This is a genomic window from Janthinobacterium fluminis (assembly GCF_028595325.1).
GTDB lineage: Bacteria > Pseudomonadota > Gammaproteobacteria > Burkholderiales > Burkholderiaceae_D > Janthinobacterium > Janthinobacterium fluminis.
In genome coordinates this window covers 347,355-363,669 of the sequence record NZ_JAQQXR010000006.1, presented here as the reverse complement: position 1 = coordinate 363,669, position 16,315 = coordinate 347,355, and the positions used below count along the sequence as shown (strand labels likewise).

The 16,315-nt window shown below is 67.5% G+C and carries 11 protein-coding genes; 4 read left to right on the top strand and 7 right to left on the bottom strand.

Going from position 1 to position 16,315, the window contains the following annotated elements; genetic code table 11:
* Nucleotides 1-2: 2 nt before the first annotated feature.
* Both OIK44_RS17380 and OIK44_RS17375 read right to left on the bottom strand, forming a co-directional pair.
* Complete coding sequence (locus OIK44_RS17380; RefSeq protein ID WP_273672461.1) at nucleotides 3-1,004, bottom strand: response regulator; 1,002 nt, start codon at nucleotides 1,002-1,004, stop codon at nucleotides 3-5.
* A gap of 8 nt (nucleotides 1,005-1,012) precedes the next feature.
* Nucleotides 1,013-2,299, bottom strand: coding sequence for a sensor histidine kinase (locus tag OIK44_RS17375; protein ID WP_273672460.1), 1,287 nt, complete (start codon nucleotides 2,297-2,299; stop codon nucleotides 1,013-1,015).
* Between the two features lie 152 nt (nucleotides 2,300-2,451).
* Between OIK44_RS17375 and cqsA the strand changes: the two genes are divergently transcribed.
* The 4 genes from cqsA to OIK44_RS17355 all read left to right on the top strand — a co-directional run bounded on the left by cqsA (nucleotide 2,452) and on the right by OIK44_RS17355 (nucleotide 7,616).
* Nucleotides 2,452-3,699: an alpha-hydroxyketone-type quorum-sensing autoinducer synthase gene (gene cqsA, locus OIK44_RS17370; RefSeq protein WP_273672459.1), complete on the top strand. Its 1,248-nt coding sequence runs from the start codon at nucleotides 2,452-2,454 to the stop codon at nucleotides 3,697-3,699.
* 70 nt (nucleotides 3,700-3,769) lie between these two features.
* Complete coding sequence (locus tag OIK44_RS17365; RefSeq protein ID WP_273672457.1) at nucleotides 3,770-4,168, top strand: group II truncated hemoglobin; 399 nt, start codon at nucleotides 3,770-3,772, stop codon at nucleotides 4,166-4,168.
* A 22-nt stretch (nucleotides 4,169-4,190) separates the two neighbouring features.
* The gene (locus OIK44_RS17360) at nucleotides 4,191-5,558 is read left to right on the top strand and encodes a DNA recombination protein RmuC (RefSeq protein WP_273672456.1); all 1,368 of its coding nucleotides are present in this window, start codon (nucleotides 4,191-4,193) and stop codon (nucleotides 5,556-5,558) included.
* Nucleotides 5,559-5,603: 45 nt separating this feature from the next.
* Entirely contained in the window at nucleotides 5,604-7,616 is a 2,013-nt protein-coding gene (locus tag OIK44_RS17355) for an acyl CoA:acetate/3-ketoacid CoA transferase (protein WP_273672455.1), read from the top strand.
* Nucleotides 7,617-7,626: 10 nt separating this feature from the next.
* Here the strand turns inward: OIK44_RS17355 and OIK44_RS17350 are convergent, their stop codons facing one another.
* From OIK44_RS17350 to OIK44_RS17330, 5 genes are all read right to left on the bottom strand, one after another.
* Nucleotides 7,627-8,451 (bottom strand): MHFG family PEP-CTERM protein, encoded by an 825-nt coding sequence (locus tag OIK44_RS17350; RefSeq protein WP_273672453.1) that lies wholly within the window; start codon nucleotides 8,449-8,451, stop codon nucleotides 7,627-7,629.
* Nucleotides 8,452-8,726: 275 nt separating this feature from the next.
* The gene (gene moeA / locus OIK44_RS17345) at nucleotides 8,727-10,586 is read right to left on the bottom strand and encodes a molybdopterin molybdotransferase MoeA (RefSeq protein WP_273672452.1); all 1,860 of its coding nucleotides are present in this window, start codon (nucleotides 10,584-10,586) and stop codon (nucleotides 8,727-8,729) included.
* Nucleotides 10,587-10,589: 3 nt separating this feature from the next.
* A complete protein-coding gene (gene moaA, locus OIK44_RS17340) occupies nucleotides 10,590-11,699 on the bottom strand; it encodes a GTP 3',8-cyclase MoaA (RefSeq protein ID WP_273672451.1) in 1,110 nt (369 codons plus the stop codon).
* Nucleotides 11,700-11,731: 32 nt separating this feature from the next.
* On the bottom strand, nucleotides 11,732-13,066 hold the full coding sequence (gene chrA, locus OIK44_RS17335; RefSeq protein WP_273672449.1) for a chromate efflux transporter: 1,335 nt from the start codon (nucleotides 13,064-13,066) through the stop codon (nucleotides 11,732-11,734).
* A 145-nt stretch (nucleotides 13,067-13,211) separates the two neighbouring features.
* Entirely contained in the window at nucleotides 13,212-16,223 is a 3,012-nt protein-coding gene (locus tag OIK44_RS17330; protein WP_273672448.1) for an Rne/Rng family ribonuclease, read from the bottom strand.
* Nucleotides 16,224-16,315: the final 92 nt, after the last annotated feature.

The window sequence follows — 16,315 nt, the reverse complement described above, 5'->3', positions numbered from 1 at the left end:
CCTCAGTCGCGCTGGACCTGGTGGGTGCGCAGATACTCCGCGTAGGACAGGACGGGGGCGTCGAAATAGTGCGCCGGCAGGGGGAACAGGGCCCAGAAATAGGTTTCGCCGCCCTGGCACAGCTGCGGCGCGCTGCAGTAGCGGTACCAGTTCTCGCCGATGGCGCTGGAGTACATGCCGTCGCCGTCGGCGTCGGAGAAAAAGGGGATCACGCGCTGCTCCAGCAGCGCCGCCAGCAGCGAGGGCGGGGCGTCGCTGTCGCGGGCGATTTCATATTGCGCGCGCAAGCTTTTTTCCGTTTCGATGATCATCAGCGTGGCCTTGCCCTCCCTGTCGAGGAACAGGATGCCGCTGGGATTGGGGAACAGATAGTGCTCGACGAAGCCGTTGCTGCGGATCAGCTCCTGCACGACGGCCGTCAGCGCCGGGTCGCTGAGGAAGGGATAGTGGTGCGGCACCAGCAGCTCGCGCAGCGTTTCCGACTGTTCGGCGAAGAATTCCGTTTGCAGCGCGTGGATTTCCAGCTCCAGCGTGTCGAGGGCGTCGTCGTCGCTCTTCTTGATATAGCGGTCGATCAAGCCGCGGTTGAAGGCGCCGACGGCGATCTTTTCATCGGCCGCGCCGGTGAACAGGATCTTCTTGCAGGGCAGGTGGCGCAGCGCCTCGCACAACTCGATACCGTTCATTTGCGGCATGGAATAGTCGACCACCAGCACCGACGGCGTGGCGAAGCGCTGCGGCTGGCCGCTGATGCGGTAGATGCGCTCGATGTCGACGGCGACGTTGCAGTGCTCCGGCGGCAGGTTCGGCGCGTCATAGTTGGCTTCCAGGGGCGGGCCGCCGCGGCGCTCGTGTTGTTGCAGCCAGCGCATGGCGCTGTTGGTGTCGTGGAAGGTTTTCCGGGCCAGCAGGGGGTCGAGTTGGAAGGACAGGCTGCGCAGGAAGCTGTCGCTGTCGTCGATCAGTACGGTCAGGCTGGGGTGTTTGTAGACGGGCAGTTGCATACTGGGCCTTAATGATGTGGGGGCGGCGCCGGCCGCGGAAATTCCAGGACGAAGATGGCGTAGGCGCTCTCGCGCGAAATGCAGCGGATGCGCGCGTCCCATGCCTCCATGATTTGCTTGCACAGCGCCAGGCCGATGCCGCTGCCGTTGTGCGCCGGATACGAGTAAAAGCGCTGGAAGATCAGCGGTATGTGGCGCGGCGAAATGCCGCAGCCGGTGTCGATGAAGAGCAGGCGCGGCGTCTGACGCGCGCCGTCGACGACGATGCGGATGCGGCCCTTGCCGGCGCGCTGGATGGCCTTGAGGGCGTTGCGCAGCAGGTTGAGCAGGATCACCACGCATAGCTCGCTCTGGCCGGCGAAGCTGAAGTTGCTGCGCACCTCGACCGCCACCGCCTGCTGCTGCATCTGGCCGACGAAGGGATAGCGCTTCATCACGGCGTCGACGACGCAGGCCATGGAGACGGTTTCGTTGGGACGCAGATTGCGGCTGACGGCGCTGGCGCTGAGCAGGAACAGGTCGATCATGTGGTTCATGTGGCGCACTTCAAACTGGATGCGCGTGAGCGCGTCGCGGGCGCGGGCCTGGTCGGCGGCGTTGGCGCTGCTGCTCTGTTGCAGCATGCGGTTCAAGCCCCGCACGTTGGCGTCGACGCTGGTGAGCGGCGTGCGCAGTTCATGGGCCACGCTGCCCAGCCCGGCACCGAGGCCGGCCAGTTTTTCCCGCTCCAGCACGCTGCGCCCGACCTTCACCGCCGACAGCACGGCGATGGTGAACCAGTGCACGGGCAATTCCTGCAACACCTGTTCGTCGAGCAGGAAGGCGGCGTCGCCGCACAGGGCGAACGCGGCGCAGGCGAGCGCGGTGCCGATGGCGTAGGCGCGCGCCGCCAGGGTCGTGTCGAAATGGAACAGCACGATCAGCGCGACCAGCAGGGAGTGGCTCCAGATCACCGACGCATGGTTCATCAGGAACATGAAGGTGAAGAAGAACGGCAACTCATAGCTCAAGCCGACCATCAGGTAGATGCCGAACCATTTGCGGTTGAAATACTGGACGCACAGGGCCGGCAGGAACAGCAGCGCGCCGAGCAGGCGCAGGGCGACCGACTCATACATCTGCGGGAAACAATAATTCCATAGCACGAAATACAGCGGCATGCCGAGGGCGCCGATGAGGCCCAGCGCGCGGATGCGGTGCAGGCGCGCCTGGGGATGGTCAGTGCTGCGATGGTAACGCTGCAGCGCGCGGGTGATGCCCCACCGCCATCCCGAGCACTGTTGATGTCGCGTCATAAGTCGATTGTTTCCGATCAATACAGCATCATCCGCTGCTTCCCCGATTCCGGTGTCGTTATCTTCTTGATAGTTGATCTGGATCAACCTCCGGCTTTATGGCGCCGTCATGGTGGTCACGTAATACCCCTCAAACTTTCAATGGAGAAACTATGACCACCGCCAATCGCACCCCCCGCCACCTGCCATGCCGCGCCGAACAGGACATGCCGGATTTCGTCAACCGGCGCATGGACGAGCACTATGTGACGCGGATCGAGAAATTACTGGGGGGGCAGCATCTGCACGCCTGGCAAGCGATGCCGCCGGACGCAATTTTCCTCGCCGGTAACGATTATCTGAACATCGCCGCCGAACCGGCGCTGATCGCGGCCCAGGTCGCCGCGCTGCGGCATGGCGAGGGCGGCGCGCTGATGTCCTCCGTCTTCCTGCAGGAGGGCAGCGCCCAGCACCGGCTGGAGGGCAAGCTGGCGCGCTTCATGGATGCGCAGGATTGCGTGCTGGCGCAATCGGGCTGGGCGGCCAATGTGGGCTTGCTGCAAAGCCTGTGCGAACCGGGCATCCCCGTCTATCTCGACATGCAGGCCCACGCCTCGCTGTGGGAGGGGGTGTTGTCGGCGCAGGCGCTGCCGGTGTCCTTCCTGCACAATGACAGCGAGCATCTGCAGCGCCAGATCGACAAGCACGGCCGCGGCGTCATCGTCGTCGACGCGCTCTACAGCACCAACGGCAGCGTCGCGCCGCTGCACGAGGTGGTGCAGATCGCCGAGCGCAGCGGCAGCATCCTGATCGTCGACGAGTCGCATTCGCTGGGCACGCACGGGCCGCGCGGCGCCGGCCTGGTGGTCGAGCAGGGCCTGGCCGAGCGCGTGCACTTCCGCACGGCGTCGCTGGCCAAGGCTTTCGCCGGGCGGGCCGGCCTGATCACCTGTTCCAGCAAGTTCAAAGGCTATTTTTTGTCGGCATCGCGTCCGGCCATCTTCAGCTCCTGCCTGCTGGCGCACGAGCTGGCCTGGTTCGACGCCGCGCTCGACTTCATCGGCGCGGCCGACGACCGGCGCGCCCGCCTGCACCAGCACGCGCGCCAAGTCCGCGACGGCTTGCGCGCGCTCGGCTACGGCGTCGACGACGGCAGCGAGCAGATCATCGCGCTGGAAGCGGGGCCGGAACCGAAGACCCTGGTGCTGCGCCAGGCGCTGGAGCGGCACAAGATTTTCGGCGCCGTGTTTTGCGCGCCTGCCACGCCGAAAAACCGCTCGCTGGTCAGGCTGACGCTGAACGCCGGCCTGAGCGGGGAGCAGATCGGGCAGGTGCTGGCGGGATGCGCGGCGATCCGCGATGAGGTCGACCTCGGCAGTTGGAGCTCGACGCGCCGCCAGGGACGCCTCGCCCTGGTCTAAATTGGCCACCGCCCCGGGGACGGCAAAAAACCGCGAGCCCGCGGCCGCCTTTCCCGGGGCTTGCGCTATGATGGCGTCTATGACTGAAGCAACTTCTTTATATGAAACAATAGGCGGCGAGTCCACCCTGCGTGCGATGGTGGAGCGCTTTTATGACTTGATGGAGCTGGAGCCGGAATTCGCCGGCATCCGCGCCATGCATCCGCCCGACACGGACGGTTCGCGCGACAAGCTGTTCTGGTTTTTGTCGGGCTGGATGGGCGGCCCGGACTTGTTTGTCGAGCGCTTCGGCCATCCGCGCCTGCGCGCCCGCCATTTGCCGTTCGCCATCGGCATCAGCGAGCGCGACCAGTGGTTGCGCGCGATGGCCTGGGCGATGGAAGATGTCGGCATCGACGCGGCGCTGCGCCTGCGCCTGATGGAGTCGTTTTTCCAGACCGGCGACTGGATGCGCAATACGCCAGGTTGATGTTCTCTCTCTTTCATTATCCATGAGCCATTTCGAATTCCTCGCGCTGCTGGCCGGCGTCGCCATCGTCATTGCCTTGCAGGCGGCCTTGCTGTGGCGCCGCGGCAGCGGCGGCGACGACGCGGCGCTGTTGCAGCAGTTGCAGCAGCACAGCCTGGAGCGCATCGACCGCGTCGAGCGCGAGGTGCGCATGCAGTTGCAGGCTTCGGCCCAGGCCACGCGGCAGGAGTTGAGCGCGGCGCTGGCGCAGTTCCACGGCGCCACCGTGCAGCAGCTCGACGGCCTGCGCGCGCAGACGCTGGCGCAGGCGCACGCCGGGCGCGAGGAGCAGTCGGCCAGCCTGGCCCGCTTCGGCGAGGCGATGAACCAGGCGCTGCTGAATCTGACGCAGTCGAACGCCCAGCGCCTGCTGGAGGTGCGGGCGACGCTGGAGTCGAAGATACGCGATTTGCAGGCCGATAATGGCGCGCGCCTGGAGGAAATGCGCAAGACCGTCGACGAGAAGCTGCACGCGACGCTGGAGGCGCGCCTGAGCGAGTCCTTCCGCCAGGTGTCGGAGCGGCTTGAGCGGGTGCACCAGGGCTTGGGCGAGATGCAGCAACTGGCCATCGGCGTGGGCGACCTGAAGCGGGTGCTCACCAACGTCAAGACGCGCGGCACCTGGGGCGAGGTGCAGTTGGAGATGCTGCTGGAGCAAGTGCTCACTGCGGACCAGTATGCGAAGAATGTGGAAACCCTGCCCGGCACGGGCGCGCGCGTGGAATTCGCGCTGAAGTTGCCCGGCGCGGTAGAGGGGGGCGCGCCGGTGTGGATGCCGATCGACGCCAAGTTCCCCAAGGAACAGTACGAGCGGCTGGTCGAGGCCGCCGAGCGGGCCGATGCGGACGGCGTGGCGCAGGCCGGGCGCGAGCTGGAGCGGGCCGTGCGCGGCGAGGCCAAGACCATCGCCGAGAAGTATGTGGCGCCGCCGCACACCACCGATTTCGCCATTATGTTCCTGCCGACGGAGGGCTTGTACGCCGAGGTGATGCGGCGGCCCGGCCTGGCCGACGAGTTGCAGCGCGTGCACCGGGTCAGCATCGCCGGACCGTCGACCTTGTCGGCCTTGCTGAACAGCCTGCAGATGGGCTTCCGCACGCTGGCGCTGGAGCGCCGCTCGTCCGAGGTGTGGCAGGTGCTGGGCGCGGTGAAGACGGAGTTTGGCAAATTCGGCGATGTCCTGACGCAGACCAAACTGGCGCTGGAGCGGGCCGCCAAAAATATCGAGAACGCGGAAGTGCGCAGCCGCCAGATGGCGCGTAAGCTGAAGTCGGTGGAAGCCTTGCCGGGCGAGGCGGCGCAGATCTTGTTGGGGCCGGAGCTGGAAGTGGATGAGGCGCCGGCGCCCTAACTGCGCTGTGCGGAAGTTTGATGCGGTTTTTTAATCGGAGCAAACATGGCATCTCGCAACATCGACCCGGCCGTGGCCGGCCTGCACGGCGCCCAGCGCGACAAGATCGTCAGCGCCGCCGACGCCGTGCGCCTGATCCATGACGGCGACACGGTCGCCACCGGCGGCTTCGTCGGCATCGGCTTCGCCGAGAATATCGCGGTGGCGCTGGAGCAGCGTTTCCTGCAGCCGGGCGGCGAGGCGCCCGACGGCCTGGCCCACCCGCGCGACTTGACGCTGGTGTACGCGGCCGGCCAGGGCGACGGCAAGGAGCGCGGCCTGAACCATCTGGCGCACGCCGGCATGCTGCGGCGCGTCATCGGCGGCCACTGGGGCCTGGTGCCGAAGCTGCAGCGCCTGGCGATGGACAACCAGATCGAGGCCTACAATCTGCCGCAGGGCGTGATCAGCCATTTGTTCCGCGAGATCGCCGGCGGCAAGCCCGGCCTGTTGTCCGAGGTTGGCCTGGGCACCTTCGTCGATCCGCGTTTCGGCGGCGGCAAGATCAATGCGCGCACCAGCGAGGAGCTGGTCGAGTTGAGCCTGCTGGGCGGCAAGGAATGCCTGTTCTACAAGAGCCTGCCCATCCACGTCGGCATCATCCGCGGCACGACGGCCGATGCGAACGGCAATGTGACGATGGAGCGCGAGGCGCTGACGCTGGAGGCGCTGGCCATCGCGATGGCGGCGCACAATTCCGGCGGCATCGTCATCGTCCAGGTCGAGCGCATCGCCGAGCGCGGCAGCCTGAATCCGCGCCAGGTGAAGATCCCCGGCATCCTGGTCGATTGCGTGGTGGTGGCGGAAAAGCCCGAATACCATATGCAGACGTTCGCCGAGCCGTACAGCGCCGCCTTTGCCGGCGAGCTGCGCGTGCCGCTGTCGAGCGTGGCGCCGATGGCCCTGTGCGCGCGCAAGGTGATTGCCCGCCGCGCGCTGATGGAGGTGCCGGCCAACAGCGTGGTGAACCTGGGCATCGGCATGCCGGAGGGCGTCGCCGCCGTCGCGGCCGAGGAGAAGCTGCTCGATTTGCTGACCTTGACGGCGGAACCGGGCGTGATCGGCGGCATGCCGGCCGGCGGCTTGAATTTCGGCGCCGCCACCAATGCCGACGCGATCATCGACCAACCGGCGCAATTCGATTTCTACGACGGCGGCGGGCTCGACGTGGCGATACTCGGCCTGGCCCAGGCCGACCGCCACGGCAATGTCAACGTCAGCAAGTTCGGCCGCCGCCTGGCCGGCGCCGGCGGCTTCATCAATATCAGCCAGAACGCGAAAAAGGTGGTGTTTGTCGGCACCTTCAGCGCCGATGGCGGAAAATTGGCGATCGATGCGGGCCATCTGCGGATTCTGCAGGAAGGCGCCTGCCGCAAGTTCGTCGACGCGGTCGAGCACCGCAGCTATAGCGGCGCGCATGCGGGCGGGCGCGGCCAGCCGGCGCTGTTTGTCACCGAGCGCTGCGTGTTCCGCCTGACGCCGCAGGGGCTGGAGTTGTTCGAGATTGCCCCCGGCGTCGAGCTGGAGCGCGACATCTTGCGCCAGATGGACTTCGCGCCGCAGATCAGCAAGGAGTTGAAGCTGATGGATGCGCGCATTTTCCGCGACGATGGAATGGGCTTGCGGGCGGATTTGCTGGCGTTGCCGCTCGGGCAGCGGCTCGTCTACGACCCGTTGAAACAATTATTCTTTGTGAACTTCGAGGGCTACACGGTGGCCGATGCCGCCGCGATTACGGCGATCCGCGAGCTGGTCGCGGCGCGGCTGGCGCCGCTCGGGCGCAAGGTGCCGGCCATCGTCAACTATGATAATTTCACGATCCTGCCGGATTTGCTCGACGATTACATCGATATGGTGAACGGCTTGAGCGAGCGCTACTACAGCCGCGTCACCCGCTACACCCACAGCACCTTCATGCGCGCCTATTTCGGCCAGGCGTTCCAGCGCAGAGACAGGGAGCCGGCCCTGTACGCCAGTTCGGCGCAGGCGCTGGCGCACTTGAACGATACGCCCCGCTGAGGGCCGCCGTTCAGGCGCGGCGGCGGCGCGCCGCCACCGCCAGCACGGCCATGCCGGCCAGCAGCATGCCCCAGGTTTCCGGCTCGGGAACGGGCGTCAGCGGCACCACCAGGCCCTGGGACTTGGCGCGTCCCGAACCGCCCGGGCTGCCGGATAGAATTGCGGCGCTGCTGGCCAGACCGCTGGCGAGGAAGCCGGGGCCTTGCGTCAAGCCGGGCGAGAGCAGCGCTTCGGGGCTGCTGCCGATGGCGGGCACGTCGCCGTGCAGCGAACCGGGGCGCAATTCTTCATACGGCGTGCTGGGCGTGGACGGCACGGTGCCGGGCAGGGCCGCGGCGGCGTAGTTGGCGGGCGCGCCGCCGGCGGCGCCCGCTCCCGCCGTACCCGGCGCCTGCGGTTTGCGGGTGATGCGGCTGACGTTGCGGCAGACGGTAGGCACCAGGATGCAATGATCTTGCTCGCAATACACCAGGCCGCGCTCTTTCATTTGCGCGTTCCAGCCCGCGCGCGAGACTTGTTTGCAGACGCGGCCTTCGCCGAAGTGCATGTCGCTGATGCGCGCGTCGTAGTCGTGGCGGCCGCTGATGGCGTCGCGGCTGATGGTGACGAATTCGTCGAAATTGCGGTCGCGCATGCGTTGTTTCAGGCGCTCGCGGACGGCGGCGGGAATCTCGGTGTAGCGGTCGACGGCGGCGACGACGTCGCCCATGAAGGGATTGACGCCCGGGCGGTTCCAGTTGCAATTTTCCAGGCGGTCGGCGCCCAGGCCGGTCTTCGCCTCGACTGCCAGCGGCGCCAGCGACATGACGCTGAAGCAGAGCAGTACGCTCAACATGCCACAGATCGACCGCAGGCGGGAGTAGACGGTAGATATGTTTTTATTACTAATCATTATTAAAATCACAAGTAAATTCGTCAGCGGAAACGCATGTTATCACCTGTGAAACTATAATGCTAGTATAGAAATATTTTTGTTACAATTTTGCTGTGCAGCTTGGCAATATTGTTCCTCGATGGAAGATTGCCTGACGGGATTTTTTGCGATAGGGCGCGCCCCGGCCGCCCCCTGGGAGGCGGCCGGGGCGCCGATTGCCAGGGAGCCGGCGCCGCCTAGGCCAGGCCGTCGAACAGCATGACGTCGACCCAGTCGCCGGCGGCGACATGGCCTTGCTCCGCGTGCAGCACGACCATGCAGTTTGCCTCCGACATCGAGCGCAGGATGCCCGAGCCTTGCGCGCCGGTGATGCGCAGCTGTTGCTGGCCGTCGGCGCCGGTCTCGATGATGCCGCGCTGGAATTCCGTGCGCCCCGCTTTTTTGCGGATGGCGCCCTGCGAGCGCACCCGCAGCAGCGGCGGCGGCGCGGCGTCCGCGCCCATCATGCGCAGCAGCGCGGCGCGGGCGAAGAAGTAGAAGGTCACCATGACGGCGACCGGATTGCCCGGCAGGCCGAGCAGGACGGCGCCGCGGCCGTTCGAGGCGATGTTGCCGAAGGCCATGGGACGGCCCGGCCGCATGTCGATGCTCCAGAAGCTGACTTCGCCCAGCCTGGCCATGATGGCGCGGGTGTAGTCGGCGTCGCCGGACGACACGCCGCCCGAGGTGATGACGGCGTCGGCGTTTTCGCAGGCGCTGCGCAGCGCCGCCTCCAGCGCCGCCGGCTCGTCCTTGACGATGCCCATGTCGAGGATGTCGCAGCCGAGCCGGCTGAGCATGCCGAACAGGGTGTAGCGGTTGCTGTCGTAGACGCAGCCGGCGTCCAGCGGCTCGCCGATCGAGCGCAGTTCGTCGCCGGTGGAGAAGAAGGCCACCCGCAGGCGCCGCTGCACCGGCACCTCGGCAATGCCGAGCGAGGCCAGCAGGCCGAGTTCGGCCGGGCCGATGCGCTTGCCTTTTTTCAGGGCCGGGTGGCCGGCCTTCAAGTCTTCGCCCTGGCGGCGGCGGTTGGCGCCGGGGCCGATGGCGTCCGGCGGTATCGTCACGACGTTGCCGGCGGCGCTGACCAGCTCCTGCGGCACCACGCTGTCGCAGCCCTCGGGCATCACGGCGCCCGTCATGATGCGCGCGCACTGGCCCGCGCCGATGGCGACTTCGGCCGGATGGCCGGCGTAGACGGTGGCGACGATGTCCAGCGTCGTGGCGGCGCCGGCGCGCAGGTCGGCGCCGCGCAGGGCGTAGCCGTCCATCGCCGAATTGTCGTGCGCCGGCACATCGATCGGCGACAGGATGTCGGCCGCCAGCACACGCTCGAGCGCGCTGCGCAGCGCCACCTGCTCGGCCGCGTCGAGCGGCGCGACGGCCGCGTCGATGAGGCTTTGGGCGGCGCGCACCGACAGCGGGGCCGGCGCGCCGGCTGGCGTCGCGGCCGCCTCGGCGCTGCGCAATTGTTCCAGCGTATTGATGTTGCGGAAGGCGTCGGCCTGCTCGAAGACGACACGGGCCACCCTCAGTTCCTCGTACCAGCCGTCCATGCGCCGGCCGCCGCCGTCCAGGTAGGCGTCCAGCGCCGGCAGCACGGTGGTTTTCATCAGGCAGAAGACCGGGTGGACTTGTTGCCGGGGCGCCGAGTCCGGCGCGCTGTCGAGGGTGACGGCGACGGCGACGTCGGCGTTCTGTTCCAGCAGGGCCGCGGCCAGCCGCGCGCCCAGGTCGGCCGGCAGGAAGGGCGCGTCGCAGGGCGCGCTGAGCAGGTAGTCGGTGGCGCAGCGGCGCAGCCCGGTCTGCAAGCCGGCCAGCGGCCCCTCGAAGCCGGCGAGGTCGTCGGGCCAGACGGGGGCGCCCAGCGCTTCGTAACTGGCCTGGTTCTGGTTGGCGTTGATGGCCAGCGGCCCCACTTGCGGCGCCAGCGCCCGCAGCACCTGGGCCGCCATCGTCGTGCCGCGCAGCGGCATCAAACCCTTGTCGACGCGGCCCATGCGCGTGCCGCGTCCGCCGGCCAGGATCAGGCCGCTGATTTGCTGTGTGTCGATCATTGCTTAACCACCTATATAAGACATTTCAACTTTTTTTTCGCCGCCCGCCGGGGCGTCGCCGTGGGCTGCGCGCAGTTCCGAGTAGCGGTCGGCGCGGCCGCGCCACAGGTGCGCCAGCGCGGTCGAGATTTCCGCGTCGCTGCGGCCGCCGCGCAGCAGGGCGCGCAAGTCGTGGCCGCGGCTGGCGAACAGGCAAGTATACAGTTTGCCCTCGGTTGACAGGCGGGCTCGCGTGCAGCTCGAGCAAAAGGCTTGGGTGACGCTGGAGATCAGGCCGATTTCGCCGCCGCCGTCGTGGTAGCGCCAACGCGCCGCCGTCTCGCCGGCGTAGTTGGCGCCGAGCGGCTCGATCGGCATCAGCGCGCCGATGCGCCGCGCCACCTCGGCCGAGGGCACCACCTCGCTCAGGTTCCAGCCGTTCGAGGCGCCCACGTCCATGTATTCGATGTAGCGCAGGATCGTCGGCGTGCCTTTGAAGTGGCGCGCCATCGGCAGGATTTCCTGGTCGTTCATGCCGGCCTTGACGACCATATTCACCTTGACCGGCCCCAGGCCGACCTCGTGCGCGACGGTGATGCCGTGCAGCACGTCGGCGACGGCGAAGTCGACGTCGTTCATGCGCTTGAAGGTGGCGTCGTCGAGGGCGTCGAGCGAGACGGTGACGCGGCTCAAGCCGGCGTCCTTGAGCGCCCTGGCCTTCTTCGCCAGCAGCGAGCCGTTGGTCGTCAGCGTCAAATCGAGCGGCTGGCCGGCCGGCGTCCTCAGGGCGGCCAGCATGGCGACCAGTTTTTCGATGTTCTTGCGCAGCAAGGGCTCGCCGCCGGTCAGGCGGATTTTCTGCACGCCGTGGGCGACGAACAGCGCGGCGACGCGGCTGATTTCCTCGAAGGATAGCAGGGCGCCGTGGGGCAGGAAGGCGTGGTCCTTGTCGAACACCTCCTTCGGCATGCAGTACACGCAGCGGAAGTTGCAGCGGTCCGTGATGGAGATGCGCAAATCGTGCAGCGGCCGGCCAAGCCGGTCGCTCAGGGCGCCGTCCGCCGCCTCCAGCAGCGCCGGGATCGCCGGCGGCGGCTGGCGGCCGTCGGCGAGGAGGATGATCTTTTCAGCCATGAATTCTTTGAAGCACAATACGCGAAATACCGCTAAGGCAGATACGATAGCACGAGGCCGGCCGCGGCACAGGCGAACAGCAATTTGATGGTGCCGGCCTGGAAGCGCAACAGGGCGACGCAGGCGGCCGCGCCGATGGCGATGGCGGCCACATCCCAGTGCGGCCGCGGGGCCTGCAAGTAGAAGACGTGCTGGCCGAAAAACAGCGCAAGGCTGACGATGACGCCGACGACGGCGGCCGAAATGGCCGTCAGCGGCGCCGTCAGGCGGATATTGTCGCGCGTCGATTCGACCAGCGGCCCGCCGGCCAGGATGAACAGGAAGGACGGCAGGAAGGTGAAGAAGGTGGCGACGCAGGCGCCGGCCACGCCGGCCAGCGCCAACTGGTCGCCGAACAGCGCATGGGTCCAGGCGCCGACGAAACCGACGAAGGCGACGATCATGATCAGGGGGCCGGGCGTGGTTTCGCCGAGCGCCAGGCCGTCCATCATTTGCGCGCCGCTGAGCCAGTGGAAGGTTTCCACGCCGCCCTGGTAGACATAGGGCAGTACGGCGTAGGCGCCGCCGAAGGTCAGCAGCGCCGCCTTGCTGAAGAACCAGGCCATCTGCGCCAGTGGGCCGGCGGCGCCGAACAGCGCCGCCAGCAAGCCCCAGGCGGCAAGGCCGAGGCCGCCGCCTAGCGCGGCGATGGCCAGCAGGCGGCCCCAGGAAAAGCGCGCGTGCGCCGGCGTCGGACTGTCGTCGTCGATGATGGCCGGGCCGTAGCTGGCGCGCGCGTCCGGGTGGCCGCCGCCGATCTGGAAGTGGCCGGGCCAGTAGCGGCCGCCGGCCAGGCCGATCGCGGCCGCGCCGAGCACGATGGCTGGAAATGGCAGATGAAACACGGCGATGGCGAGAAAGGCGGCGACGGCGATGGCGCCCAGGGCGGCATTCTTCAGCGAGCGGCGGGCGATGCGCCAGGCGGCCGCCAGCACGATGGCGACGACGGCCGGCTTGATGCCGTACAACACACCGGCGACCAGGGGCAGCTTGCCGTAGGCCAGATAGATCCACGACAGCAGCATCAGGATGAAGAGCGAGGGCAGCACGAACAGCAGGCCGGCCAGAATGCCGCCGCGGGTCTTGTGCAGCAGCCAGCCGATGTAGACGGCGAGCTGGGTCGCTTCCGGGCCGGGCAGCAGCATGCAGTAATTGAGCGCGTGCAGGAAGCGCTGCTCGGAAATCCAGCGGCGGCGCTCGACCAATTCCGTGTGCATCAGGGCGATCTGGCCGGCCGGGCCGCCGAAGCTGATGCAACCCAGCTTGAGCCAATACCAGAAGGCCGTGCCGAGGCTGACGGGGGCGGGGCGTTCGAGGACAGTTGTCATGGGCGGCGGCCGGTGGCGGGGACAGACCACGATTTTCCAGCAATATTGCTGGAAAATCGTGGTCTGTCCCCAGTGAATAAAAAAGGGGAAGCACCTGGCTTCCCCTTTTGTTTAGAGCAACTGGCGGGGATGACTCCCGTTCAGCTTATTGGCGCTGCGTGTTCACTTGCACCAGCGGCTCGTCGGCTTGCGCCGGCAGCGGCTTGCGCTCGCGTGGCTTGCGCACCGGAGCAACCGCCTTGGCGGCCGCCTCGCGTGCCGCGCGCAGTTTTTCCGGGTCGGTGGCGGCCAGTGTCAGGCCGGCCGAGCCGAGTACCGCGTTCAGGTCGACGGCTGGTGCCGCCACGACTGGCACGGCAACTGCCGGCGCAGCGGCGACCGCTGCCACGACCGGGGCGGCCGGGGCCGGCGCGGCGACTGGCGCCACGTCGACCACGGGCGCGGCGGCCACAAGCGCTTCCGGCACCGGCGCAAGGACTTCCGCTTCGACTACGGGCGCAGGCTCGACCGGCAGAGGCGCGGCGACGACGGCGGCGACTTCTTCCGGCGCGGCGACGACTTCCTCTGCCGCGGCGACGGCGATTTCCACCACGGGCGCTGCAACGACAGGCTCGGCAGGCGCTACCGGGGCGGCAACTTCGGCCACCACGGCTGGCGCGGCAACCTCAAGCACCGCTGCCGGGGCTGCGGCGACGACTGCTACCGCCTCCGCCGCTACGGCTGGCGCGGCGTCGGCCACTTCGGCAACGACGGCCGGGGCCGGCGCGTTGGCGATGTCGCCTTCCGGCGCAACGCTGAAGCTGACGGCGGGAGCGGACTCCTGGCCTTCGGCGTCGGATGCCGACGCTTCGATCAGCTCGCCCGTTTCGCGGTCGCGGCGGTTACGGTTGCGGCCACCACGGCGGCGGCGGCGACGCGGCTCTTCGCCTTCGCCTTCGACTTCTTCGCCGTCAGGACCGATGCTCGTCGCCGGCTTCAGCAGATTGACGGCGATGGCTTCTTGCTCGACTGCCGGGCCGGTGGATGGCGCCGGGGCGGCGGCCAGGACCGTGCCCACTTCCAGCTCTTCCACTTTCACCTCGGCGACCGGGGCCTTGTCGGCGCGCGGCTCGCGCGGCGGACGGGGCGCGCGCTCGGGGCGTTCGCCGCGTTCGGCGCGTTCGCGCGGCGCCGGCATGTCGCCGGCCTCGCGGGCTTCGCGCGGTTCACGCGGCGGACGCGGTGGGCGTGGCGGACGGGCGGCCTTGTCGGCGTCGGCGTCCTTGCCCGCTTCGTCTTGCTGGGCGCGGACCTGGCCTGGCTCGCGCTCTTCGCGGGCGCCCGGCTTGCCGTTGCGGTTGCGGCCGCGCGGGCCGCGGGCGTTGCGGTCGCCGCGGTCGGCGCCGGCGGCCGGTTTGGCGGCCACGATGGCGGCCGGGGCCGCAGGCGCGGCTTCCGTTTTGCCGCTAAAGAAGCTGATGATCTTGGCGATCAGGCCCTGCGGCGCGGCCGGGGCGGCGACGGGGGCGGCTTTGGCCGCTTCGGCCGGCTTGCGCTCGACCATCGGGGCGGGCTGGTCCGGGGTGATCGTCTTGACGACGGCTTCCTGGCGCGGCTTGGCTTCTTCCTTCTGGCGCTTGCTGTAGGCCATGTCGGTGGCGGCGCTTTCGGCCAGGTTGTAGCTCGCCTGGGCTTCTTCGAGGCGCGGATCGTCGTGCTTGATGCGTTCCAGCTTGTAGTGTGGCGTCTCCAGATGCTTGTTCGGGATCAGGATCACGGCGATGCGGTGGCGGTTCTCGATCTTCAAGACTTCGCCGCGCTTTTCGTTGAGCAGGAAGGCGCCCACGTCGACGGGCACTTGCACGTGGATGGTCGCCGAGTTTTCCTTCATCGCCTCTTCCTGGATGATGCGCAGCACCTGCAGGGCGGACGATTCCGTGTCGCGGATGTGGCCGGTGCCGGAGCAGCGCGGGCAGGTCACGTGGCTGCCTTCGGACAGCGAAGGGCGCAGGCGCTGGCGCGACAGTTCCATCAGGCCGAAGCGCGAGATCTTGCCCATCTGGACGCGGGCGCGGTCGTGGTGCAGCGCGTCTTTCAGGCGCTGTTCCACTTCGCGCTGGTTCTTCGCCACTTCCATGTCGATGAAGTCGATGACGATCAGGCCGCCCAAGTCGCGCAGACGCAACTGGCGCGCCACTTCCTCGGCCGCTTCGCAGTTGGTGTTGAAGGCCGTCGTCTCGATGTCCGAGCCGCGCGTGGCGCGGGCCGAGTTGACGTCGACGGACACCAGGGCCTCGGTGTGGTCGATGACGATGGCGCCGCCCGACGGCAGCGGCACGGTGCGCGAGTAGGCCGTTTCGATCTGGTGTTCGATCTGGAAGCGCGAGAACAGCGGCACGTCGTCGCTGTAGCGCTTGACGCGGTGCACCATGTCGGGCATCACGTGGCTCATGAACTGGTGCGCCTGCTCGTAGATGTCGTCCGTGTCGATGAGGATTTCACCGATGTCTGGCTGGAAGTAGTCGCGGATCGCGCGTATCACCAGCGACGATTCCTGGTAGATCAGGAAGGCGCCCGAGGCCGATTTGCCGGCCCCTTCGATGGCGCGCCACAGTTGCATCAGGTAATTCAAGTCCCACTGCAGCTCGTCGACGTTGCGGCCGATGCCGGCCGTGCGGGCGATCACGGACATGCCGGCCGGCAGGTCCAGCTTGTCCATGGTTTCGCGCAATTCCTGGCGCTCTTCGCCTTCGACGCGGCGCGACACGCCGCCGCCGCGCGGGTTGTTCGGCATCAAGACCAGGTAGCGGCCGGCCAGCGAGACGAAGGACGTCAGGGCCGCGCCCTTGTTGCCGCGCTCCTCTTTTTCCACCTGGACCATGATTTCCTGGCCTTCGCGCAGCGCTTCCTTGACGGAGGCGTTGCGCACGTCGACGCCTTCGCGGAAGTAGGTGCGGGCCACTTCCTTGAACGGCAGGAAGCCGTGGCGGTCTTCGCCGTAGCTGACGAAGCAGGCTTCCAGCGAGGGCTCGATGCGGGTGATGACGCCCTTGTAGATGTTGGATTTGCGCTGTTCGCGCCCGGCCGTCTCGATATCGATGTCGATCAGTTTCTGACCGTCGACAATGGCTACGCGCAGCTCTTCTTGCTGCGTAGCATTAAACAACATGCGTTTCATTTTTATTAACTCCGCGACCCGAAGGCCATCTCAATGCCGCCTCTTTGGAGGCGGCGACCATACACGGATATACGCGAGAACAGGAGTGGTTG